Annotated in this window: 21 protein-coding genes; 12 read left to right on the top strand and 9 right to left on the bottom strand. The window is 65.0% G+C overall.

Going from position 1 to position 21,835, the window contains the following annotated elements; genetic code table 11:
* Positions 1-7: 7 nt before the first annotated feature.
* From rfbB to AC5P8Z_RS16095, 8 genes are all read left to right on the top strand, one after another.
* The gene (rfbB, locus tag AC5P8Z_RS16060; RefSeq protein ID WP_295568224.1) at positions 8-1,063 is read left to right on the top strand and encodes a dTDP-glucose 4,6-dehydratase; all 1,056 of its coding nucleotides are present in this window, start codon (positions 8-10) and stop codon (positions 1,061-1,063) included.
* A gap of 14 nt (positions 1,064-1,077) precedes the next feature.
* Entirely contained in the window at positions 1,078-1,965 is an 888-nt protein-coding gene (rfbA, locus tag AC5P8Z_RS16065; protein ID WP_286070878.1) for a glucose-1-phosphate thymidylyltransferase RfbA, read from the top strand.
* Positions 1,962-2,519: a dTDP-4-dehydrorhamnose 3,5-epimerase gene (gene rfbC, locus AC5P8Z_RS16070; RefSeq protein ID WP_049434959.1), complete on the top strand. Its 558-nt coding sequence runs from the start codon at positions 1,962-1,964 to the stop codon at positions 2,517-2,519. Before rfbA ends, rfbC begins: the two co-directional genes overlap by 4 nt.
* Complete coding sequence (rfbD, locus tag AC5P8Z_RS16075; RefSeq protein ID WP_495229500.1) at positions 2,516-3,421, top strand: dTDP-4-dehydrorhamnose reductase; 906 nt, start codon at positions 2,516-2,518, stop codon at positions 3,419-3,421. The genes rfbC and rfbD overlap by 4 nt, the downstream gene beginning before the upstream one ends.
* A gap of 136 nt (positions 3,422-3,557) precedes the next feature.
* Positions 3,558-4,511 (top strand): UDP-glucuronic acid decarboxylase family protein, encoded by a 954-nt coding sequence (locus AC5P8Z_RS16080; protein ID WP_312543459.1) that lies wholly within the window; start codon positions 3,558-3,560, stop codon positions 4,509-4,511.
* Positions 4,512-4,521: 10 nt separating this feature from the next.
* Positions 4,522-5,460 (top strand): glycosyltransferase, encoded by a 939-nt coding sequence (locus AC5P8Z_RS16085; protein WP_049410534.1) that lies wholly within the window; start codon positions 4,522-4,524, stop codon positions 5,458-5,460.
* Positions 5,461-5,467: 7 nt separating this feature from the next.
* Positions 5,468-5,842 (top strand): GtrA family protein, encoded by a 375-nt coding sequence (locus AC5P8Z_RS16090; RefSeq protein WP_495229501.1) that lies wholly within the window; start codon positions 5,468-5,470, stop codon positions 5,840-5,842.
* On the top strand, positions 5,839-6,438 hold the full coding sequence (locus tag AC5P8Z_RS16095) for a hypothetical protein (RefSeq protein WP_049410539.1): 600 nt from the start codon (positions 5,839-5,841) through the stop codon (positions 6,436-6,438). Before AC5P8Z_RS16090 ends, AC5P8Z_RS16095 begins: the two co-directional genes overlap by 4 nt.
* A gap of 136 nt (positions 6,439-6,574) precedes the next feature.
* Here the strand turns inward: AC5P8Z_RS16095 and AC5P8Z_RS16100 are convergent, their stop codons facing one another.
* The 3 genes from AC5P8Z_RS16100 to AC5P8Z_RS16110 all read right to left on the bottom strand — a co-directional run bounded on the left by AC5P8Z_RS16100 (position 6,575) and on the right by AC5P8Z_RS16110 (position 12,065).
* Entirely contained in the window at positions 6,575-7,978 is a 1,404-nt protein-coding gene (locus tag AC5P8Z_RS16100; RefSeq protein ID WP_495229502.1) for a mannose-1-phosphate guanylyltransferase/mannose-6-phosphate isomerase, read from the bottom strand.
* A 12-nt stretch (positions 7,979-7,990) separates the two neighbouring features.
* Positions 7,991-9,337, bottom strand: a complete 1,347-nt coding sequence (locus tag AC5P8Z_RS16105) for a phosphohexomutase domain-containing protein (RefSeq protein ID WP_495229503.1) — start codon at positions 9,335-9,337, stop codon at positions 7,991-7,993.
* Between the two features lie 97 nt (positions 9,338-9,434).
* On the bottom strand, positions 9,435-12,065 hold the full coding sequence (locus AC5P8Z_RS16110; RefSeq protein WP_495229530.1) for a DEAD/DEAH box helicase: 2,631 nt from the start codon (positions 12,063-12,065) through the stop codon (positions 9,435-9,437).
* A 158-nt stretch (positions 12,066-12,223) separates the two neighbouring features.
* Here AC5P8Z_RS16110 and AC5P8Z_RS16115 point away from each other — a divergent pair, with 158 nt between their 5' ends.
* From AC5P8Z_RS16115 to AC5P8Z_RS16125, 3 genes are read left to right on the top strand one after another with little or no spacing between them, the layout of a single operon-like run.
* Positions 12,224-12,955 (top strand): CoA transferase subunit A, encoded by a 732-nt coding sequence (locus AC5P8Z_RS16115; RefSeq protein ID WP_049455359.1) that lies wholly within the window; start codon positions 12,224-12,226, stop codon positions 12,953-12,955.
* A 1-nt stretch (position 12,956) separates the two neighbouring features.
* The gene (locus tag AC5P8Z_RS16120) at positions 12,957-13,589 is read left to right on the top strand and encodes a CoA transferase subunit B (RefSeq protein ID WP_495229504.1); all 633 of its coding nucleotides are present in this window, start codon (positions 12,957-12,959) and stop codon (positions 13,587-13,589) included.
* A gap of 44 nt (positions 13,590-13,633) precedes the next feature.
* On the top strand, positions 13,634-14,221 hold the full coding sequence (locus AC5P8Z_RS16125) for an alpha-ketoglutarate-dependent dioxygenase AlkB family protein (RefSeq protein ID WP_495229505.1): 588 nt from the start codon (positions 13,634-13,636) through the stop codon (positions 14,219-14,221).
* Between the two features lie 57 nt (positions 14,222-14,278).
* Here AC5P8Z_RS16125 and AC5P8Z_RS16130 read toward each other — a convergent pair whose 3' ends face one another.
* From AC5P8Z_RS16130 to AC5P8Z_RS16145, 4 genes are read right to left on the bottom strand one after another with little or no spacing between them, the layout of a single operon-like run.
* Positions 14,279-14,920, bottom strand: coding sequence for an ABC-type transport auxiliary lipoprotein family protein (locus AC5P8Z_RS16130; protein ID WP_495229506.1), 642 nt, complete (start codon positions 14,918-14,920; stop codon positions 14,279-14,281).
* Entirely contained in the window at positions 14,917-15,843 is a 927-nt protein-coding gene (locus AC5P8Z_RS16135) for an MlaD family protein (RefSeq protein WP_286070888.1), read from the bottom strand. The genes AC5P8Z_RS16130 and AC5P8Z_RS16135 overlap by 4 nt, the downstream gene beginning before the upstream one ends.
* A 3-nt stretch (positions 15,844-15,846) precedes the next feature.
* Positions 15,847-16,674: an ABC transporter ATP-binding protein gene (locus AC5P8Z_RS16140; RefSeq protein WP_286070889.1), complete on the bottom strand. Its 828-nt coding sequence runs from the start codon at positions 16,672-16,674 to the stop codon at positions 15,847-15,849.
* 1 nt (position 16,675) lies between these two features.
* Positions 16,676-17,797: an ABC transporter permease gene (locus AC5P8Z_RS16145; protein WP_286070890.1), complete on the bottom strand. Its 1,122-nt coding sequence runs from the start codon at positions 17,795-17,797 to the stop codon at positions 16,676-16,678.
* Between the two features lie 93 nt (positions 17,798-17,890).
* On the opposite strand from AC5P8Z_RS16145, the gene AC5P8Z_RS16150 reads away from it, so the two are divergent.
* Positions 17,891-19,150: a threonine/serine exporter family protein gene (locus tag AC5P8Z_RS16150; protein ID WP_286070891.1), complete on the top strand. Its 1,260-nt coding sequence runs from the start codon at positions 17,891-17,893 to the stop codon at positions 19,148-19,150.
* Positions 19,151-19,259: 109 nt separating this feature from the next.
* Here the strand turns inward: AC5P8Z_RS16150 and AC5P8Z_RS16155 are convergent, their stop codons facing one another.
* Positions 19,260-19,643: an H-NS histone family protein gene (locus AC5P8Z_RS16155; protein ID WP_005408004.1), complete on the bottom strand. Its 384-nt coding sequence runs from the start codon at positions 19,641-19,643 to the stop codon at positions 19,260-19,262.
* A 222-nt stretch (positions 19,644-19,865) separates the two neighbouring features.
* Positions 19,866-21,569 carry a proline--tRNA ligase gene (locus AC5P8Z_RS16160; RefSeq protein WP_295568203.1) on the bottom strand — a complete coding sequence of 568 codons (1,704 nt, stop codon included), beginning with the start codon at positions 21,567-21,569 and terminating at the stop codon, positions 19,866-19,868.
* Positions 21,570-21,835 lie beyond the last annotated feature (266 nt).

Below are 21,835 nucleotides of genomic sequence, written 5' to 3' on the forward strand. Positions count from 1 at the left end.
ACAGGTAGTGCCCACATGGCTTGTCACCGGCGGCGCCGGATTCATTGGCGGTAACTTCGTTCTCGAGGCCGTCGCGCGCGGCGTCAAGGTCATCAACCTCGACGTGCTGACCTACGCCGGCAACCTGAAGACCCTGTCCAGCCTGGACGGCAATCCGAACCACGTGTTCGTGCAGGGTGACATCGGCGACAGCGCCCTGGTCGCCCGCCTGCTGGCCGAACACCAGCCCGACGCCGTGCTGAATTTCGCCGCTGAGAGCCACGTGGACCGTTCCATCGACGGCCCGGGCGCTTTCATCCAGACCAACGTGGTGGGCACCCTGGGCCTGCTGGAAGCGGTCCGTGACTACTGGAAGGCGCTGCCGGCCGAGCAGGGCGCGGCCTTCCGCTTCCTGCACGTGTCCACCGACGAGGTGTACGGCACCCTGGGTGAGACCGGCAAGTTCAGCGAAACCACGCCGTACGCGCCGAATTCCCCGTATTCGGCGTCGAAGGCCGCTTCGGACCACCTGGTCCGTGCGTTCCACCACACCTACGGGCTGCCGGTGCTGACCACCAACTGCTCCAACAACTACGGCCCGTACCACTTCCCGGAGAAGCTCATTCCGCTGGTGATCGCCAAGGCGCTGGCCGGCGAGCCGCTGCCGGTGTACGGCGATGGCAAGCAGGTGCGCGACTGGCTGTTCGTGTCCGACCACTGCGAAGCGATCCGCACCGTGCTGGCCAAGGGCCAGGTCGGCGAGACCTACAACGTCGGCGGCAACTCGGAAAAGCAGAACATCGAAGTGGTGCAGGCGATCTGCGCACTTCTGGACCAGCGCCGCCCGCGTGCAGACGGCCAGCCGCGCAGCAGCCAGATCACCTACGTCACCGACCGCCCCGGCCATGACCGCCGCTATGCGATCGATGCCTCCAAGCTGAAGAACGACCTGGGCTGGGAACCGGCCTACACCTTCGAGCAGGGCATCACGTTCACCGTCGACTGGTACCTGGACAACCAGGCATGGGTCAACGGCGTGCTCGACGGCAGCTACCGTCTGCAGCGCATCGGCACCGCGGCCTGAACCCAGGAGACCTCATGACCCAGCGCAAGGGCATCATCCTCGCCGGTGGCTCCGGCACCCGGCTGTATCCGATCACCAAGGGCGTCAGCAAGCAGCTGCTGCCGGTGTACGACAAGCCGATGATCTACTACCCGCTCAGCGTGCTGATGCTGGCGGGCATCCGTGAAGTGCTCATCATCAATACCCCGCACGAACAGGCGTTGTTCCAGCAGTTGCTGGGCGACGGTTCGCAGTGGGGCATGGACATCCAGTACGCGGTGCAGCCGAGCCCGGATGGGCTGGCGCAGGCCTACCTGATCGGTCGCGATTTCGTGGCCGGCAAGCCGAGCTGCCTGGTGCTGGGCGACAACATCTTCCACGGCCACGGCCTGCGCGACGTGCTCAAGCGTGCCGACCAGCGCGTGGATGGCGCCACCGTGTTCGGCTACTGGGTGAACGACCCGGAACGCTATGGCGTGGCCGAGTTCGACAAGAGCGGCAAGGTCATCGACCTGGTGGAGAAGCCGGAAAACCCGCGCTCGAACTATGCGGTCACCGGCCTGTATTTCTACGACGGCAACGCCAGCGCGCACGCCGCCGAACTGAAGCCGTCGCCGCGTGGCGAGCTGGAGATCACCGATCTCAACAAGCGCTATCTGGCCGAGGGTAACCTCCACCTGGAAGCGCTCGGCCGTGGCTATGCCTGGCTGGATACCGGCACCCACCAGTCGCTGCTGGAAGCCTCCAATTTCATCGAGACCATCCAGACCCGCCAGGGCCTCCAGGTCTGCTGCCCGGAAGAAATCGCGTTCGGCCAGGGCTGGATCACCGCCGAGCAGCTGGAAGCATTGGCTGCACCGCTGATCAAGAATGGCTACGGTCAGTACCTGCACAAGCTCGCCCTGCGTGGAGTTGTTCCGTGAAAGTGATTGAAACCAAGTTGCCCGGCTGCGTGGTGATCGAGCCGGCGGTGTTCGGCGATGCCCGCGGCTATTTCTTCGAAACCTGGAACGCCGAGCGCTTTGCCGCGCTGGGCCTGCCGGATCGCTTCGTGCAGAGCAACGTGTCGACGTCGGCACAGGGCGTGCTGCGCGGCCTGCATTACCAGTGGCCGCGCCCGCAGGGCAAGCTGGTCAGCGTGCTGGAAGGCGAGGTCTATGACGTGGCGGTGGACATCCGCCGTGGTTCGCCGACCTTTGGCCAGTGGGAAGCGGTGGTGCTGAGCGCGGAGAACAAGAAGCAGTTCTGGATTCCGGAAGGCTTCGCCCACGGCTTTGCCGTACTGTCCGAGCGCGCGGTGTTCAGCTATCTGTGCACCGAGGTCTACCTGAAGGACTTCGATGCAGGCGTGCGCTGGAACGATGCCGACATCGCGGTGGACTGGCCGGTGAGCGCACCGACCCTGTCGGCCAAGGACGAGAGCGCCCCCTTCCTGAAGGACATTGCCGAAGACCGCCTGCCGGTCTACGTGCCATGACCGTTCTGGTTTTCGGTGGCAATGGCCAGGTCGGCCAGGAGCTGCTGCGCGCGCTGGCGCCCTTGGGCCAGGTGGTCGCGACCACCCGCAGCGGTGTCCTGCCTGATGGCAGCCCCTGCGAAACCGCTGATTTCGGCCAGCCTGACAGCCTGACAGCCCTGCTGGACCGGCTGCAGCCGTCGGTGGTGGTCAATGCCGCGGCCTACACGGCGGTGGATCGCGCCGAACAGGACGCCGAGGCCGCGTTCGTGGCCAACGCGCAGGCACCGGGTGTGATCGCGCGCTGGTGCGCGGCCCATGGCGTGCCCTTCGTGCATTACTCCACCGACTACGTGTTCGACGGTCAGGGCAGTGCGCCCTACCGCGAAGACGAAGCGACCGCGCCGCTGGGCGTCTATGGCACCAGCAAGCGGGATGGCGAAGACGCCGTGCGTGCCGCCGGTGGCCGCCACCTGATATTCCGCACGGCGTGGGTGTATGCCTCACATGGCGCCAATTTCCTGCGCACGATGCTGCGAGTGGGCGCCGAGCGCGATCAGCTGCGGGTGGTCGCCGACCAGATCGGCACGCCGACGCCGGCAGCACTGATTGCCGACGTCACTGCGCAGGCACTGCAGTATCCGGATCCGTTGTCCGGTACCTGGCACCTGACCGCCAGTGGCCAGACCAGCTGGCACGGTTTTGCCGAGGCGATCTTCGCGCAGGCGCTGGCGACCGGCCTGCTGGCCAAGGCGCCGTCGGTCGAGGCGATCCCCAGTTCCGAGTATCCGACCCCGGCCAAACGCCCGGCCTGGTCGGTGCTGGACAACCGCAAGCTGCAGCAGGATTTCGGCATCGTGCTGCCGACGTGGCAGGATGGCCTGCAGCGGGTCATGGCCGAGCTGGTACCGGCCAACGGCTGAGGTGTGGGGAGTACGCTCGGTTTGCCGGAGGCGACTCCTTGTTTTCGCATACAATCACCGCGATCAGTCTGTGCCTATCCATGTGTACAGGCCCATTCGCCTCCATGGTCGCAACTTCAAAATGCCGAGGTCAGCTTTGAAACTTGAAGAGCAAAAACGCATTCTGGTTACCGGTGGTGCCGGTTTCCTCGGTTCCCACCTTTGCGATCGGCTGATCGAGGCTGGGCACGATGTTCTCTGCGTGGACAATTTCTACACCGGAAGCAAGGCCAATGTTCAGGGTCTGCTGGACCATCCCCGCTTTGAGTTGATGCGACACGACGTCACATTTCCCCTGTATGTCGAAGTGGACCGCATCTTCAACCTGGCTTGCCCCGCCTCGCCCGTGCATTATCAGTACGATCCGGTGCAGACCACCAAGACCAGTGTCCACGGAGCCATCAACATGCTTGGCCTGGCCAAGCGTGTTGGGGCGCGCATCCTCCAGGCAAGTACCAGCGAGGTCTACGGTGATCCCGAGATCCATCCGCAGGTCGAAGGCTACTGGGGACGCGTGAACCCGATCGGCATCCGCAGCTGTTATGACGAGGGCAAGCGCTGTGCGGAGACCTTGTTCTTCGACTACTGGCGTCAACATCAGTTGGAGATCAAGGTGATGCGGATCTTCAATACCTATGGCCCGCGCATGCATCCAAGTGATGGGCGGGTGGTGAGCAATTTCATCGTACAGGCGCTCAAAGGTGAGCCTATTACGATCTACGGCGATGGTACACAGACCCGTAGCTTCTGCTATGTCGATGACCTGGTGGAGGGGATGTTGCGTCTGATGGATTCCCCCGCCGATTTCACTGGTCCAGTCAACATCGGCAATCCCGGCGAATTTACGATGCTGGAGCTGGCTGAGACGGTTCTGCGCCTTGTCGGCGGGCACTCGACCATCGAGTTCCGCCCGTTGCCTTCGGACGATCCGAAACAGCGTCAGCCCGACATCAGTCTTGCAAAGTCAACGTTCGACTGGGAGCCGAAGGTCTGTCTTGAGGATGGCCTGAAGGAAACCATCGCATATTTCCGTCACCGCTTGCAGGCATGAGGAAGGACTGATGCGCAAGGTCGTGGTGATGCCCGTGTACGAGGACTTGGAAGCGTCATCCAAGTTGTTCCTTGAGATTGCCCGAACGCAGGGGCTCGACACCTACATCGTGGCTGTCGATGACGGATCCGTGCGTCAGCCCCTTGATGTTTCGGCAATTCGGGCTGCGGCCCTTGATGGTGTGGTGATCAAGTTGCGCCGCAATGTAGGGCATCAACGCGCGATCGCAATTGGTCTTAGTTATGTAGCCGAGCACTTCGGGGATGATGTGGTTGTAGTTGCCATGGATTCCGATGGCGAAGATACGCCGGAAAGCATGACCGAGCTGGTTTCAGCGCTGGATTCGCCCGAGGTGGATGTGGTCGTCGCGAGTCGGAAAAGTCGAGTGGAATCCTTGAAGTTCAAGGCTTTCTATGTTGTATACAAGATGCTGTTCTCGCTTCTCAGTGGGCGCCGGATCAGTTTTGGCAACTTCATGGCAGCCAAGATGCCTGCAGTCCGTCGACTGGCCTCGATGCAGGAGTTGTGGACTCACGTCGCTGCTGCTGTGCTGGGGTCGAAGTTGCGGGTGCAGACCTGCTCGCTGGATCGGGGGCCGCGTTATGCGGGCCGCAGCAAGATGAATTTCGTCGGTTTGGCATTGCATGGCTTCCGTGCGCTGATGGTCTTTGCGGAGGACGTGCTTGTGCGTGTGGGTATTGCGTGCACACTGGTTGCAGGACTATCGGTCTGCGGTGGCGTTCTTGCTCTGCTCCTTAAAGCTCTCGGGTTTGCGACTCCGGGTTGGTTTTCTCTTGCGTTTGGAATCCTCTTGCTGGTGTTTCTGCAGACCGCTGCGTTGACGCTGATCATTCTGATGCTTTCGGGCATGATCCGTAGCGGGGGCGTCTTGGTTGCAGGGAGCTACCGGGAGTTCGTTGCAGAGATTCAGTATGCCGGCCGGCAGTGAGCGACTGTTGTCCGGCCAGTTCGTTCGCTACGTCATCAACGGAGTCGTAGCTACGATCGTGCACTATGGGGTGCTGCATTTCAATATTGAAGTTCTCCAGATTCCTGTCGCGGGCATTGCCAATGCGATAGCCGCAGTTTTCGGTATCGCTGTCTCCTTCGTCGGTAATCGCTATTTCGTCTTCCACGGTCAGCAGGGCAGTCTGCTCAAGCAGGGCTCGCTGTTCCTGGTCGTGTATGTTGCGATAGCAGCGTTGCATGCCCTGGTGATGTACATCTGGGCAGATCGATTGGGATACGACTATCGCATTGGATTTCTCATAGCAACTGCGGTGCAGATGGCTTTCAGTTTCATAGCGAATAAACTTTTGGTGTTCAAATGAACAAGTACTTGCGGGCAGGTTTGGCAACTGCCGTCTTCATTGTTGCGCTGCTGCTCACGTACTACATCCATATGCGGTACTTCCGGGTCAACGTAGTTTTCTATGCCAGCGTGCTTGATGCGGCGATCGCATTGGTACTCGTGTTTGGCACGCTTCATTTATTCAAATGGTTCAGTGAATTCAGCAAGCTCGAGTTGATTCAGCTCGCTACGATCTGGTTGCTTGGCGGGTACTTGTTCGCAATTTCAGTGCCGACCGTCATTGATCGTTCGCTGTCGTTTTACATTCTTGAGAAGTTGCAGCAGCGAGGGGGAGGGATCCGGGAGGATGCGTTCCGTGAAGTTTTTACGGATGAGTACGTGCGAGAGCACCACTTGGTAGAAGTGCGCCTGACGGAGCAGTTGCAGTCCGGCACCATCGAGATCCAGCGCGGTTGCGTGAAGTTGACGGAGCGCGGTGAGAGGTTGGCATCTTTCAGTCGTTTCTACAGGAAGAATCTGCTGCCGACTCATAGGCTGTTGATGGGTCAGTACACCGACGCGCTTACTGATCCATTCCGAGACAGTCAGATGAGCAAAGACTACCGGTGCCAATAGTGTCGCTTTTTCGGTTGTCAGCCTGGCATACCCTTGGTGGTTTCAACTTTGCAACTGATCAACGAAAAAGCCAGGGTCATTGACCCTGGCTTTTCTCTGTAACGCCCTTGGCCGGTTGCAGGCTTGGCAACCCACCTCAACTGCGCCCGTAGGTATCCTCGAAGCGCACGATGTCATCCTCGCCCAGGTAACTGCCGGACTGCACTTCGATCAGTTCCAGCGGCAGCTTGCCCGGGTTGCGCAGGCGATGGGTCACGCCCAGCGGGATGTAGGTGCTCTGGTTCTCGCTCAGCAGGAGCACCTCGTCGCCGCGGGTGACCTCGGCGGTGCCGCTGACCACGATCCAGTGTTCGGCGCGATGGTGGTGCATCTGCAGGCTCAGCGTGCCGCCCGGCTTGACCGTGATGCGCTTGACCTGGAAACGCTCACCATTGTCGATCGAATCATAGGCGCCCCAGGGGCGATACACCTTGCGGTGCCAGGTCGCCTCGCTGCGGCCTTCGGCCTTCAGCTGTGCCACCACGGTCTTGACCTCCTGCATGCGGTCGGCCTTGCCGACCAGCACTGCATCATCGGTCTCGACCACGATCACATCATCCAGGCCGACCATCGCGACCAGGCGCTGGCCATAGGCGTAGGTGTTACGGCAGTCGATGGCGATCACATCACCCTGATGCGCATTGCCATCGCCGTCCTGCTGCGAGACGTCGCGCAGCGCTGTCCACGAGCCGACATCGTTCCAGCCCGCATCGAGCGGGATCACCACCGCATCGGCGGTCTTTTCCATCACCGCGTAGTCGATGGAGTCGGAGGTGACGGCGGTGAAGGCTTCCTTGTCCAGGCGGGTGAAGTCGGCATCGCGGCGGGCCTGCTGCCAGGCCTGGCGGCTGCCGGCCAGCATCGCCGGCTGGAAGCGTTCCAGCTCCTGCAGGTAGCGTGAGGCCCTGAACAGGAACATGCCGCTGTTCCAGTAGTACTGGCCGCTGGCTACGTAACCTGTGGCCGTGTCGAGATCGGGCTTTTCGACGAACCGTTCGACCGCACGCAGGCCCTGGCCGTCGGCGGCCTTGATGTAGCCGTAGCCGGTTTCCGGGCCGGTCGGCACGATGCCGAAGGTGACCAGCTTGCCGGCCTCGGCGGCACTGGCGGCAGCCTGCACGGCGCTGCGGAAGGCGGCTTCGTCGGTGATGACATGATCGGAGGGCAGCACCAGCAGCAACGCGTCGGCGCCGCTACGGGTGGCCTCCAAGGCTGCGACCGCGATCGCCGGCGCCGTATTGCGGCCCACCGGCTCCAGGATGATGGCAGCCGGCTCGGCGCCGACCTGCTGCAGTTGCTCCGCAGCAACGAAGCGATGCTCTTCGTTGGCGATCACCAGTGGGCCGTGCGCCGCCAGCGGTGCAACGCGTTGCCAGGTGGCCTGCAGCATTGTCAGTTCGCTGGCCAAGGGCAGAAACTGCTTGGGGTAGGACTCGCGCGACAGCGGCCACAGGCGGGTGCCGGAGCCACCGGACAGAATGACGGGCTGGATGATGCTCATGGTCGTCCTTGGTTACTGCTGGATCAGATGGGAAATTTCATCAGTACGGGCCCGCATCAGCGCTGCGTTGCCACGTGCTTCAACGTTCAGGCGCAGCAGCGGCTCGGTGTTGGAGCTGCGCAGGTTGAAGCGCCAGTCGCCGAAGTCGGCACTGACGCCGTCGGTGTGGTCCAGTACCGGCGACTGCGCTGCGAAGTGCTCCATCACGCGTGCTACCGCGGCCTTGGCATCGGCCACCTTGAAGTTGATTTCGCCGCTGCAGGGATAGGCTGCCATGCGGTCTTCCACCCAGTCGGCCAGCGAGCGCCCGCTTTCGGAGACCAGCTGGGCGATCAACAGCCACGGGATCATGCCGGAGTCGGCATAGGCGAACTCGCGGAAGTAGTGGTGGGCGCTCATCTCGCCGCCGTACACCGCATCCTCGGCGCGCATCTTTTCCTTGATGAAGGCGTGGCCGCTCTTGCACAGCACCGGCAGACCGCCGGCCGCTTCGACCATTTCCACGGTGTTCCAGACCAGGCGCGGGTCATGCACGACCTTGCCGCCGGGGGTGCGGGCGAGGATCGCCTTGGCCAGCAGGCCGACCAGGTAGTAGCCCTCGATGAAGCGGCCGGTGTGGTCGAAGAAGAAGCAGCGGTCGAAGTCGCCGTCCCAGGCAATGCCGAAGTCGGCACCGTGTTCGCGCACGGCCTCGGCGGTGGCGGCGCGGTTTTCCGGCAGCAGCGGGTTGGGGATGCCGTTGGGGAAGTTGCCATCGGGTTCATGGCAGATGCGGATGAACTCCAGCGGCAGGTGCGGCGCCAACAGGTCGACGATGGCACCGGCACCGCCGTTGCCGGCGTTGACGACCAGCTTCAGCGGCCTGAGCTTGCTGGCATCGACGTAGCTCAGCAGGTGGTCGATGTAGGCGCTCTTGTCGTGGTGTGCGGTCTGCGCAGCGCTCGGCGGCTGGGACGCGCCGGTATCGGCGGCGACCGCATCGGAGATCGCGAACAGGCCGGTATCGGAGCTGATCGGACGGGCATTTTCCTTGACCAGCTTCATGCCGTTGTAATCCATCGGGTTGTGGCTGGCGGTGACCATCACGCCGCCGGCTGCCCCCAGGTGGTCGGTCTGGAAATACACCTCCTCCGTACCACACAGGCCGATGTCGATCACCTCGCGACCGGTGCCGCGCAGACCCGCCGCCAGCGCATCCTGCAGCGCCGGGCTGGTGAGGCGCACATCATGACCGAGCACGACCGGACCGGGAGTAAGCTGGGCCGCCAGCGCGACGCCGATGCGGCGGGCCAGGTCTTCGTTCAGTTCTTCCGGCACACGGCCGCGGATGTCATAGGCCTTGAAGGCGGGCAGGGGCATCGGTCAGATCCTTTGTTAGCTCAGCCACCGATTGTAGCCCCTGTGCTGCATGGGAAGCGTCCCCATCCGAGAACGCCCCCTGACTGCCGCTCGGGGGTCAGGCACGCGTCGACCGTTTGCCCGCTTTGCGGGAACGTTTGCCGGGCAGGCCCGGCAACGGGGCCAGCAACGCCTGCACGTCTTCCTCGCTGAAGCGAGGGCCTGTAGCGCCGCCGCCTTCGAGAATCGAGTCGGCCAGCGTGGCCTTGCGTTCCTGCAGTTCGGCGATCCGTTCCTCGATGCTGCCTGCGGCGATCAACCGGTAAACGAACACCGGCTGCTGCTGGCCAATGCGGTGGGCGCGGTCACTGGCCTGGTTTTCGGCCGCCGGGTTCCACCAGGGGTCGAAGTGGATGACGGTATCTGCGGCGGTCAGGTTCAACCCGACGCCGCCTGCCTTCAGGCTGATCAGGAACACCGGGACTTCACCCTGCATGAAACGCTGCACCGGCGTGGCCCGGTCCTGGGTGTCGCCGGTCAGGGTCACATAGGCCAGTCCCAGCTCCTGCAGCGCCTGCGCGATCAGCGAAAGCATGCCGGTGAACTGCGAGAACACCAGGATCCGCCGGCCTTCCTCGACCATCGACGGCAGCATCTCACGCAGCAGCTCCAGCTTGGCCGAACCGGCGTTGCGGGCCGGGGCGTCGCCCGGCAGCAGGCGCGGATCGCAGCAGACCTGGCGCAGCTTCAGCAAGGCATCCAGCACCACGATATGGCTGCGCGCCAGCCCGCTGCCGCTGATGGCCTCGCGCACCTGCTTTTCCATCGCTGCACGCACGGTCTCATAAAGATCACGCTGGCCGCCCTCCATTTCCACCGCACGGGTAATGAGGGTCTTGGGCGGAAGCTCTGACGCGACCTGGTCCTTGCGCCTGCGCAGGATGAACGGGCGCAGCCGCTGCGCCAGCAACGTGGCGCGACGGTGGTCACTTCCACGTTCGATCGGATGGCGCCAATGCTGGTTGAACTGTTTCTCGCTGCCGAGCAGGCCGGGCAGCAGGAAGTCGAACTGCGTCCACAGCTCGCCCAGATGGTTCTCCAGTGGCGTGCCGGTCAGGCACAGGCGATGGCGCGCCTGCAGCGTGCGCAGAGTAATGGCCGCGCGTGACTTCGGATTCTTCACCTGCTGGGCTTCATCCAGGATCAGCAGATGGTAGGCATGGGCCTGCAGCGCCTGCTCGTCGCGCCACAGCAGGCGGTAGGTGGTCAGCACAAGATCGTGCCCGGGGATCGCCTCGAACAGTGCTTCACGCGCCGGTCCGTGCAGGGTCAGCACCCGCAGGCCAGGGGTGAAGCGCGCCGCTTCGCTCTGCCAGTTGTGCAGCAGCGAGGTCGGCACAACCAGCAGTGCTGGCCGGTCCAGGCGGCCGCTTTCCTTTTCGACCAGCAGATGCGCCAGCGTCTGCAGGGTCTTGCCCAACCCCATGTCATCGGCCAGCACACCGCCCAGCCCCTGCTGGCGCAGGTACTGCAGCCACGAGAGGCCTTCACGCTGATAGGGACGCAGCGTTGCCATCAGCCCCGTCGGCAGAGGCACTTCACCCAGCGCGGGGGCCTGTATCAGCCGCTGCACCCGCGCCTGGGTATCCTCGTGTCCCCGGAACTGCAGGCGCGCGGTGTCCTGCAGCGCCTGCAGGCGGCCACGGTCAAGCGCTGACAGGCGCAGCGGCCCGACACGCTGGGCGAACAGGTCCGCCAACAGCGCCATGATCGGCTTCAGTCGCGCCGCCCGCAGTGCCAGGCGGGTGTTGTCGCCTGCCATCAACAGGATGTTCTCGTCGTCGCCGATGGCGTCCAGCTGGCCGCGCATCCAGCGTGGATCGGAATGCAGCGCCTGCTGCAGCAGCGGAACCATCGACACGTTGCGGCCGTCCACCTGGATGTCCAGGCCCAGGTTGAACCAGCCCGTATCCGCCGGGTCCGCCTGGATGTCCAGGTCGATCTCATCCACCCGGGTGATGCGATGGCGGAAATCGTCGTCCGTCTCCACCTTCCAGCCCAGGGCCTCCAGGCGCGGCACGTCGTCCAGCAGGAGCCGTGTCCAGTCATGGGTGCGCAGCTGGAACTGAGGGCCAGCGCCGTCAAGGGGCGCCCGTGGGTCCGTGTCGCGATGCAGTCCCACCGTGCGCAGCTCGGCCTCGCGTCGTGATTCCTCAGCCAGGTCGCGGGGCAGCAGGGCGAGCTGGCCCTGCGGATCGTGAGCGAACAGGCTCGGATCATCCAGGAACCGCACGTGCTCGTCGTACTCGAAGGCCACGGTCGCGATATCGGCCCACTGCGACGGGTCGCGGCGGCCGAGCCACGGCGGACGGAACTCGACCGTGTGCAGGCGCAGGACGGGCGTCATCGCGCTGATCTGCAGGGCGGGCAGCGTGTCGCTGTCGTCGGGCATCCGGGACGTATGGTCGATCTGCTGCAGCATCTGCGCCAGCACAGCCGCCACGTGCATGCAGTCGTGGCCGAGCGGGCAGGAACACCGGTTCCGCAGCAGGCTGTGCGGATGGCGCAGGCTGGCGGCCAGGTCGATCTCCACCCGGTAGGAGTACTTTGCCGGGATCTTCACTTCAGCGACCAGCATGTCACCGAACAGACGCATGCTGTGGACTTCCGACAAGCAATGGTCGCTTATTTCCAGCGCCCGGCCGTCCATCCAGCGGAGCAGGTCTTCTTCGGTGTAGATCTGGGCCATCAACGAGGGTGGGGCGGGCACGGGGCCGGCCATTGGCTGGGGAACCCGGCATTCTACGGAACCCTGTGCGATGCCCGCGCAATGCTGCGGCGCATCCAGGCCCTTCGCCGCCCTCCAGCTAGAATGCGGTCATCCTCAACGTGCAGGGTAGTACAGCAATGCAGCAATCGACTTCCACCGGCAAGCGCAGCAAGCGCTTCGCCAGTGCGGCGGAGGCCCTGCAAGGGGTGGTCGCCGATGGCCAGACGCTGGCCGTGGGCGGCTTCGGCCTGTGTGGCATTCCCGAGGCATTGATCGCCGCGCTGCGCGACAGCGGTGCCAAGGGCCTGACCGTGATCTCCAACAATGCCGGCGTTGATGGTTTCGGCCTGGGCCAGCTGCTGGAAACCCGGCAGATCAGGAAGATGATTTCGTCCTACGTCGGCGAGAACAAGGAGTTCGAGCGCCAGTTCCTGGCCGGCGAGCTGGAACTGGAATTCAACCCGCAGGGCACCCTGGCCGAGCGCCTGCGCGCCGGCGGTGCGGGCATTCCGGCGTTCTTCACCGCCACCGGCTACGGCACGGTGGTGGCCGAAGGCAAGGAAACCCGCGAGTTCGACGGCAAGCACTACGTGATGGAAACCGCGCTGCGCGCCGACGTGGCGCTGGTCAAGGCGTGGAAGGCCGACGAAGCCGGCAACCTGGTGTTCCGCAAGACTGCGCGCAATTTCAACCCGGCCTGCGCGATGGCCGGCAAGGTCTGCATCGTGGAGGTGGAAGAGGTGGTGCCGGTGGGCGCGATCGATCCGGACCAGGTGCACCTGCCGGGCATCTACGTGCACCGCATCGTGCACAACGCGCATCCTGAAAAACGCATCGAACAGCGCACCATCCGCGCGGAGGGCAACTGACATGGCGTGGACCCGTGACGAGATGGCGGCGCGTGCCGCCCAGGAACTGACCGACGGCGCCTACGTGAACCTGGGCATCGGCCTGCCGACCCTGGTCGCCAACCACATCCCCGAGGGCGTGGACGTGTGGCTGCAGTCGGAAAATGGCCTGCTCGGGATCGGCCCGTTCCCGACCGAAGCCGAAGTCGATGCCGACCTGATCAATGCCGGCAAGCAGACCGTCACGGCACGCGCCGGTGCCAGCTATTTCGGCAGCCATGACAGCTTCGCGATGATCCGCGGTGGCCACGTCAACCTGGCCATTCTTGGCGCCATGCAGGTGACCGACAAGGGCGACCTGGCCAACTGGATGGTGCCCGGCAAGATGGTCAAGGGCATGGGCGGTGCGATGGACCTGGTGGCCGGCGTGCAGCGCGTGGTGGTGCTGATGGAGCACACCGCCAAGAACGGCGAGCACAAGATCCTGGCCGAATGCTCGCTGCCGCTGACCGGCGTCGGCGTGGTCGACCGCATCATCACCGACCTGGCGGTGTTCGACGTGACTGATGACGGGTTGCAGCTGGTGGAGGCGGCGCCGGGCGTCAGTGATGACGAGTTGAAGGAAAAGACCGGCGTCGCGTTCCAGCGCGCTTGATGTCCCGGGGCGGCTGCAGGCCGCCCCTTTCCGGAAGGCACGCCATGCTGTTCCCCGACGATCTTCCTGATGCTGACGTCCAGCACCTACGGGGTTGGCTGGCCCCGGTCGACGCGGATGCGCTGATGTCCGTGCTGGAGGCTGATGTACCCTGGGAGGTCCACCGCATCCGCATGTTCGGCAACTGGGTGGATTCGCCACGGCTGAGCTGCTGGATTGGCGATCCGCAGGCGCGCTATCGCTATTCCGGTGCTGAATTCGTGCCGCACCCGTGGCTGCCTGCGCTGCTGGCCGTGCGCGAGCGGCTGGAAACCGAGGGTATCGGCCGCTTCAACAGCGTGCTGCTGAACCGCTATCGCGGCGGTGGCGACTACATGGGCTGGCACAGCGATGACGAGCCCGAGCTGGGGCCGACCCCGGTGATTGCTTCGCTGAGCCTGGGCGCGGCACGCCGCTTCCTGCTGCGCCGGCGCGATGATCCGGCGCGGAAGGCCGAGTACCTGCTCGGCCATGGCGATCTGCTGGTGATGGCGGGGCAGACACAGAGGTTCTACCAGCACGCGCTGCCGAAAACGGCGCGGGTGCAGGGCGAGCGGATCAATCTGACGTTCCGCTGGATCACGCCGCGTTGATGATGATGGGGGGCAGCGCCCTTTCCCGACGGGAAAGGGATCCGACCCCGCGACGGATCAGCGCCTGGCCGGCGTGGTGTCGTTCTGCCCGCTGACCAACGTCCAGCCGACCACGTCCTGCGCCAGCTGCTGCAGGCCGCGTTCGAACGCGGCAGCCACTGCCGGTACGTCGGTACTGCCGACCGGCTGTGCCTGGCGGAAGGTGCGGTCGGCCACCACGCGCTGGTCGGCGACGTGGATCAGCTTGGCGTTGACCTCGATCACCACGGTCGGCGTGGCCTGGCCCTGGTAATCCGATTCGAAGCGGCGCACATCGGTGGACAGCTTGTAGTCGGCACGGATGCCGGCGGTGCTGCGCGCCACGCCGCGGATGCGGCCGGAATCCTCGAAGCCGCGGATCAGCGTGTCCTCGATCATGTCGGTGGCTGGCTGTGCCCAGCTGGCGCCCTTGTAGATCTCCATCTCCGACGGCGTCGGCCGCACGTTGATGCGCGGGCTGTCGACCATGCGTGCGGCGCTGGGCTTGGCGAGCACCAGCTGCCAGTCGACCTGCGGCCACGCCGGATCAGTTTTTACCTGTACTGCGGGCGAGTACAGCGTCACCGCGGTTTTCTCGCTGCTGCCAAGGATGGAGCAGCCGCCCAGCAGGGCGACCAATGAAGCGGCCAGCAGCAGGCGCGGAAGGGTGGTCGGGCTCATTGGGGTTCGAACTCCTTCGGTGCGTCGCGGCCCAGCAGGTAGCGCGCGGGATTGTTCTCGAGGCGGTCGCTGACCCGGCGCAGATCGCGGATCAGGCCGCGCAGCTCGGTCAGCGTCGGGCCCAGCTGGCCAAGGCCGTCGTTGGCGAAGCTGTTGATCGCGGCACGGTTCTCGCCAAGGATCGAATCGGCATTTCCGGCGGCCGAGTCGAGCTTGACCAGCGTGCCGTCGAGCTTGTCGATGATGCCCGGCAGCTGCTGCACGAGGTTCTTGTCCAGGCGCTCGATCGTACCGTTGGTGGTCTTCAGCGTGGTGTCCAGGCTGCGCGCGGCATCGCGCGCGCTGAGCAGCAGCGCCTGGGTGCCCTGGTCACGGTCGGCCAGGCCGCCGCTGATCGTCTCCAGGTTGGCCAGCGTGGCGTTGATCGAGGCGACGTTGCGGTCGCTGAGGATCTGGTCCATGCGCTCGACGATGCGGTTGGCCACGTCGGTGATGTTCTGCAGCGCCGAGGGCGTGGTCGGGATGATCGGGGCCGGGTCCTTGTTGACCGTGGTCAGCGCCGGCGACTGCGGCGTGCCACCGCTGAGCTGGATGATCGACGGGCCGGTCAGGCTGGTGATCGCCAGCTTGGCACGGGTATCGGTCTTGACCGGCGTGGTCGAGTTCAGCCGGATGCGTGCGACCACCTGGCGCGGGTCGTCCGGTACCAGGTTCAGTTCGGTGATCGAACCGACCGCAATGCCGTTGTACTGCACCGGGCTGCCCACCGACAGGCCGGTCACCGCCTCGCGGAACACCACGCGGTACTCCTGCCAGGTGCGGTCGGAGGAGTACTTGGCGGCCCACAGGCCGAAGGCCAGCAGGGCCAGGCCGGTGATCAGGGTGAACGCGCCGATCAGCACGTAGTTGGCTTTGGTTTCCATGGCTCAGGCACTCTCGATCTGTTCACCCCGTGCGGCGCGCGCGCGGGGTCCGTGGAAGTATTCCTGGATCCACGGATGGTCCAGTTTCTCGATCTCCGGCAGTGGCGCGTTGGCCACCACCCTGCGGTCGGCGATCACCGCCACCCGGTCGCAGATCGCATACAGCGTGTCCAGGTCGTGGGTGATCAGGAACACGGTCAGCCCCAGCGCTTCCTGCAGGGTCTTGATCAGGCGGTCGAATGCGGCCGCACCGATCGGGTCGAGGCCGGCGGTGGGTTCGTCCAGGAACAGCAGCGGCGGGTCCAGTGCCAGCGCGCGGGCCAGGCCGGCACGCTTGCGCATGCCACCGGACAGCTGCGACGGCAGCTTGTTGATCGCATCGGCGGGCAGGCCGGCAAGCTTCACCTTCAGCAGTGCCAGCTCGTAATGCCAGCGCTCGGGCAGCTCGCGATGATGCTCCTGCAGGGGTACCTGTACGTTCTCGCCCACGGTGAGCGAGGAGAACAGGGCACCGTCCTGGAACAGCACACCGGTGTTGCGCTCGATGTGCAGCCGGCTCTCGGCATCATCGGCGCGCGCGTCGCGGCCGAGCACTTCGATCTGCCCGGCATCGGGCGTACGCAGGCCCAGGATCGAGCGCATCAGCACCGACTTGCCGGTGCCCGAGCCGCCGACCACGCCGAGGATCTCGCCACGGCGCACGTCCAGGTCCAGGTCTTCATGCACGGTCTGGCTGCCGAAGCGGTTCACCAGCCCGCGTACGCGGATGGCCAGGTCGTGGCCGTCGTCGTCCTGCATGGGAATGTCGTCGGGCGTCGGGTACGTGCTCATGTCACCAGTCCATGTGCATGAACCACAACGCCGCGAAGGCGTCGATGATGATCACCAGCGAGATGGTCTGCACCACGCTGGAGGTGGTGCGCTCACCGACCGACTGCGCGGTGCCTTCGACCTTGAGGCCTTCCAGGCAGCCGATCAGGCCGATCACCAGCGCGAACACCGGCGCCTTCGACAGGCCGACCAGCATGTGCCGCACTTCCATCGTTTCGTGCATGCGCGCGATGTACATCTGCGGCGGGATGTCCAGATCGAATGCACCGACGGTGATGCCGCCGGCCAGACCGGCAATCATGGCAATGAAGGTCAGCAGGGGAAGGGTGACCAGCAGTGCCAGCAAGCGTGGCAGCACCAGCAGGTCGATCGGATCCAGGCCCAGCGTGCGCATGGCATCGATTTCCTCGCGCGCCTTCATCGCACCGATCTGGGCGGTGAACGCACTGGCGGTGCGGCCGGCCAGCACGATGGCGGTCAGCAGTACGGCGAACTCGCGCAGGAACGCGATGTTGACCAGCTCGACCACGTAGATCTCGGCGCCGAAGTCGCGCAGGATCGTCGAGCCGAGGAACGCGATCACCGCGCCCACCAGGTAGGACAGCAGCGCCACCAGCGGTACCGCGTCCAGCCCGACCTGCTCCATCTGGTGCACGGTGGCGGTCAGGCGGAAGCGACGGGGTTCCTTGAGCAGGCGAGCTCCCTTGACCAGGTTCTCGCCGAGGAAACTGCATAGCGCCTTGATGTTGTGGCCGGTGGCGTGGACGCTGACACCCAGGCGCTCCAGCGCCGCCAGCACGCCGAAGTCGCGCTTGGGCTTGGGCCGGTCGTCGGCCACTTCCTCGATGGTGCACACCAGTGCCTGGTGGTCCGGGCGGAACTTCAGTGCGTCCTCGCCCAGATCGGCGCGATGCGCCACGCGCAGCACCTGCAGCACGCCGGCCGAATCCATCTTCTCGATACCCGTGGCATCGATGCCGGTCAGCGCATCTGGAACGCCGCGCAGGACTTCGGCCGCGGCCAGCGCGGTCTTCAGGGTCCAGGTGCCGGACAGGCGGATCAGGCCCGGGTCATGGGCGTCCTGTTCGAGCTGGGGGGCGTGGTTCGGGGTCACTTGGGCCATTCGGGTCGCAGCATAACCGTTCTGTCCTGGGCATCGCGTCGAACCCGGATGAATTTATCCAGTGCGGCCCGGCAGTAGGTAATACTACGGCGCATGTCCGCAGACGCTCACACGATCCCCACGCCCCAGGCCACCTACGCGCAGCGCGTGGCCTTTGTTTCCGAGATCGCCGGACGCCTGCACAGCTACGGCACCACGGCCCAGCGCCTGGAAGCGGCGGTGGTGGCACTGGCCCGCCAGCTCGATCTGGATTGTGAACCGTGGTCGAATCCCACCGGTATCATCCTCAGCTTCAGCGATCCGGCGCAGGCCATCGGCTCCAGCGACATCACCCGCGTGATCCGCCTGGCGCCCGGCGAGAACGACCTGCACAAGCTCAGCGTCGCCGACCACATCGCCGAGGAAGTGTCCAACGGCCGGATGAGCATCGCCCAGGGCCACACCGCGCTGCGCCAACTGGACAAGGACCCAGGCCGGCGTGGCAAGTTGCGCACCATCCTTTCGTTCACCCTTGGCGCGGCCGGCGTGGCCGGCATGTGGAAGCTGCCGTGGCTGGATATCGCCACCGCCGGTGTCATCGGGCTGATGATCGGCCTGCTCGGCATGGTCACCGACCGTCGCCCCGCCACCCGCGAAGCGGCCGAGGCATTGGCCGCGCTGCTGGCCGGCATGGTCGCAACCCTGGTCGCGTCCTTTGTTGGTGCGCTCAACCTCAACACGGTGATCATCGCCTCGCTGGTGGTGCTGCTGCCCGGCATGTCGCTGACCAATGCGGTCAACGAACTGGCCAGCCAGCATTGGGTCTCGGGCACCGCGCGCTTTGCCGGTGCGCTGACGACCATCATGAAGCTCAGCGTCGGCGCGATGATCGCGGTGACCCTGGCGGATGTGCTCGGCCTGGATCCGGTGATCCGCGCCACGCGGCCGCAGGGGCCGTGGGTGGAGTGGGGCTCGCTGCTGACCGCGGCGTTCGCGTTCGCGATGCTGTTCAAGGCCAACCGCCGCGACTACCCGTGGGTGATCGCCGCCTCGGTGGCCGGTTATGCGATTTCCAAGTTTGGTGGCCATGCCTGGGGCGCGCCGGCCGGCATCTTCCTGTCGGCGATGCTGCTGACCGCCGGTGGCAACCTGTTCGGCCGTCTGGTGGGCCGCCCGGGCGCGATCATCCGCCTGCCGGGCATCATCATGATGGTGCCCGGCAGCACCAGCCTGCGTGGCGTGCTGACCCTGGTCCAGCAGCAGGACGTGGGTGCCGGCCAGAGCGTGTTCCTCACCGTGCTCAACGTGGTGATGGCGCTGGTGGCCGGCCTGCTGTTCGGCAACCTGCTGATGCCGGCACGCAAAACCCTGTAGAGCCGAGCCCATGCTCGGCTTCAGATATGGACAGCCGAGCGTGGGCTCGGCTCCACAAGCAAAAAACGCCGGCTTTCGCCGGCGTTTTTCATTGCATCCCGATCTGGCCTCAGGCCTTCTTGATCAGGAAATCTTCCGGCTTCTTGTTGCCCTTGGCGGTCAGCTCGGCCATCCAGCGCGGCTGCTTGCCACGGCCGGTCCAGGTTTCCTTGGGGTTGGCCGGGTTGCGGTACTTCGGGGCAACCTTGCCCAGCTTGCGGCCAGCGGTCTTGGAAGGTGCCTTGGCTGCCGGGGCGGCCTTGCGCGCGCGCGGGGCCGGGGCGCCGCCGAACAGTTCCTCGATGGTGTAACCCTCGGTCTTGGCCAGCTTGGTCAGCTGGGCCCGGACCTTGGTGATCGGCCGGCGCTTGGCGACGATGGTCTGCTGCTTCTTGGCGGTGCGGATCAGGGCGCCCAGCTCGCGTGCCGACAGGCCGGTCAGGTCAATGCTCATTTACGGTTACTCCGGAAACTAATGTGTGGACGGGACGAGCCAGTCCATGGCGTCGCGGGACAGAATAGAGATGAATTATTCCAAGCACAAATACAGGCAGGACAGGGCTTGGCGGCGTGCCGGCTGCATGGCGTCGATTTTGACCGGATTATGTCTGCTGCAATATCGGCGGCGTGGCTTGTATGCAGAAAAAGACCGGGGCGTGCCCCGGTCTTTCCGTGATCATCCCTGCAGGCGCTGCAGCAGGGTGGCCTTGTCCAGGCTCTCCGCTTCGCTGGCGCGGCGCGAGCGGTATTCGTAGGTACCGGCGGCCAGGCCGCGCTCGCTCACGACCACGCGGTGCGGAATGCCGATCAGTTCCATGTCGGCGAACATCGCGCCCGGGCGCAGGCCACGGTCGTCCAGTGCCGCGTCCAGGCCGGCGTCGCGCAGCTCCTGCAGCAGGTTGGCCGCAGCGTCGGCCACGGCAGCGTCGCCCTTCGGGTTGATTACGCACACCACCACCTGCCACGGCGCCATCGCGTCCGGCCAGATGATGCCGGCATCGTCATGGTTCTGTTCGATCGCGGCAGCCACCACGCGCGAGATGCCGATGCCATAACAGCCCATCGCCATCACCGCGGCCTTGCCGTTCTCGTCCAGCACGGTGGCATCCAGCGCTTCGGCGTACTTGCGGCCGAGCTGGAACACGTGACCGACTTCGATGCCGCGGGCGATCTTCAGTTCGCCACCGTCCAGCGCGCGGTCACCGGCACGCACGTTGCGGATGTCGGCCACTTCCGGCTCCGGCAGATCACGGCCCCAGTTGACGCCGGCCAGATGGAAACCGGCCTCGTTGGCGCCGACGACGAAGTCGGACATCGCGGCCACGTCGCGGTCGGCGACCACGCGGATGGCCTTGGCCGGTGCGACCGGGCCGAGGAAGCCCGGCACGCTGCCCAGGTACTCGGCGATCTCTGCTTCGCTGGCGAAGCGCTGCTCGTCCAGGCCGGCGACCTTGGCCAGCTTGATCTCGTTGACCTCATGGTCGCCGCGCACCAGCACCAGCACGAACTGCTGTGCCTCGCCTTCGCCGGCGACCAGCGCCACCGACTTCACAGTGCGCTGCAGGTCGATGCCGAGCAGGGCCGCGACGTCCTCGCAGGTCTTCTGGGTAGGCGTGTCCACCTTGCGCATAGCTTCAGCGGCGGCCGCACGGGGGGCCGGATCGGCAGCAATCGCCGCTTCCATGTTCGCTGCGTAATCCGAGCCGGTGGAGAACACCAGCGCGTCTTCGCCGGAATCGGCGATCACGTGGAATTCCTGCGAGGCATCGCCGCCGATCGCACCGGAATCGGCCTGCACCATGCGGAAGTCCAGGCCGAGGCGGGTGAAGATGCGGCTGTAGGCCGACTTCATGTTCTCGTACTCGCGCACCAGGCACTCATCGTGCAGGTGGAACGAATAGGCATCCTTCATCAGGAACTCGCGCGAACGCATCACGCCGAAACGCGGGCGGATCTCGTCGCGGAACTTGGTCTGCACCTGGTAGAAATTGACCGGCAGCTGCTTGTAGCTGGACAGCTCGCTGCGCGCGAAGTCGCAGGCGGCTTCTTCGGCGGTCGGGCTGTAGCAGAACACCTGGTCCTTGCGGTCCTTGATCTTCAGCAGCTGCGGGCCGAACTTCTGCCAGCGCCCGGTCTGCTCCCACAGTTCCTTCGGCTGGATGGTCGGGATCTGGAATTCCACGGCACCGGCCCGGTCCATTTCCTCGCGCACGATGCGCTCGACCTTGCGCAGCACGCGCAGGCCCAGCGGCGACCAGGTGTACAGGCCCGATGCCAGCTTGCGGATCATGCCCGCGCGCAGCATCAGCCGGTGGCTGGTGAGCTCGGCGTCGCTGGGGGTTTCCTTGGTGGTGTGCAGGTGGAACTGGGAGAGGCGCATCGTCGGTTTCGGATAACGGCAGAGACGCCTATTCTGCCAGCCCGGCCGGGGTGGGGGGTACTGGCAGGGCTGCGCCCTGCACCCGCCTCAAGCAACGGCAACAGCAACGGCAACAGCGGGTTTCCCGTGGTATGGCGGGGTGGGTCCGGTTGCGGGGGACGCCGTAAATACGTCCCTGTAGGCTCGGTCGCGCCATCCATGGCGCTCACGCCCCCGCAACCGGACCCACCCCGCCTTCGACAGTTTTCCGCGATTTGTCGGAAAGC

Source organism: Stenotrophomonas sp. YJH_SMC_17 (genome assembly GCF_059371655.1).

What these genes read in the sequence shown, in the direction of transcription:
- AC5P8Z_RS16150 (WP_286070891.1), top strand. Translation starts at nt 17,891, where the DNA reads ATGTCCGCAGACGCTCACACGATCCCCACGCCCCAGGCCACCTACGCG.
- AC5P8Z_RS16160 (WP_295568203.1), bottom strand. Translation starts at nt 21,569, where the DNA reads ATGCGCCTCTCCCAGTTCCACCTGCACACCACCAAGGAAACCCCCAGC.
- AC5P8Z_RS16110 (WP_495229530.1), bottom strand. Translation starts at nt 12,065, where the DNA reads ATGGCCCAGATCTACACCGAAGAAGACCTGCTCCGCTGGATGGACGGC.
- AC5P8Z_RS16085 (WP_049410534.1), top strand. Translation starts at nt 4,522, where the DNA reads ATGCGCAAGGTCGTGGTGATGCCCGTGTACGAGGACTTGGAAGCGTCA.
- AC5P8Z_RS16125 (WP_495229505.1), top strand. Translation starts at nt 13,634, where the DNA reads ATGCTGTTCCCCGACGATCTTCCTGATGCTGACGTCCAGCACCTACGG.
- AC5P8Z_RS16115 (WP_049455359.1), top strand. Translation starts at nt 12,224, where the DNA reads ATGCAGCAATCGACTTCCACCGGCAAGCGCAGCAAGCGCTTCGCCAGT.
- AC5P8Z_RS16100 (WP_495229502.1), bottom strand. Translation starts at nt 7,978, where the DNA reads ATGAGCATCATCCAGCCCGTCATTCTGTCCGGTGGCTCCGGCACCCGC.
- AC5P8Z_RS16155 (WP_005408004.1), bottom strand. Translation starts at nt 19,643, where the DNA reads ATGAGCATTGACCTGACCGGCCTGTCGGCACGCGAGCTGGGCGCCCTG.
- rfbA (WP_286070878.1), top strand. Translation starts at nt 1,078, where the DNA reads ATGACCCAGCGCAAGGGCATCATCCTCGCCGGTGGCTCCGGCACCCGG.
- AC5P8Z_RS16105 (WP_495229503.1), bottom strand. Translation starts at nt 9,337, where the DNA reads ATGCCCCTGCCCGCCTTCAAGGCCTATGACATCCGCGGCCGTGTGCCG.
- AC5P8Z_RS16145 (WP_286070890.1), bottom strand. Translation starts at nt 17,797, where the DNA reads ATGGCCCAAGTGACCCCGAACCACGCCCCCCAGCTCGAACAGGACGCC.
- AC5P8Z_RS16135 (WP_286070888.1), bottom strand. Translation starts at nt 15,843, where the DNA reads ATGGAAACCAAAGCCAACTACGTGCTGATCGGCGCGTTCACCCTGATC.
- AC5P8Z_RS16120 (WP_495229504.1), top strand. Translation starts at nt 12,957, where the DNA reads ATGGCGTGGACCCGTGACGAGATGGCGGCGCGTGCCGCCCAGGAACTG.
- AC5P8Z_RS16095 (WP_049410539.1), top strand. Translation starts at nt 5,839, where the DNA reads ATGAACAAGTACTTGCGGGCAGGTTTGGCAACTGCCGTCTTCATTGTT.
- AC5P8Z_RS16140 (WP_286070889.1), bottom strand. Translation starts at nt 16,674, where the DNA reads ATGAGCACGTACCCGACGCCCGACGACATTCCCATGCAGGACGACGAC.
- AC5P8Z_RS16130 (WP_495229506.1), bottom strand. Translation starts at nt 14,920, where the DNA reads ATGAGCCCGACCACCCTTCCGCGCCTGCTGCTGGCCGCTTCATTGGTC.
- rfbD (WP_495229500.1), top strand. Translation starts at nt 2,516, where the DNA reads ATGACCGTTCTGGTTTTCGGTGGCAATGGCCAGGTCGGCCAGGAGCTG.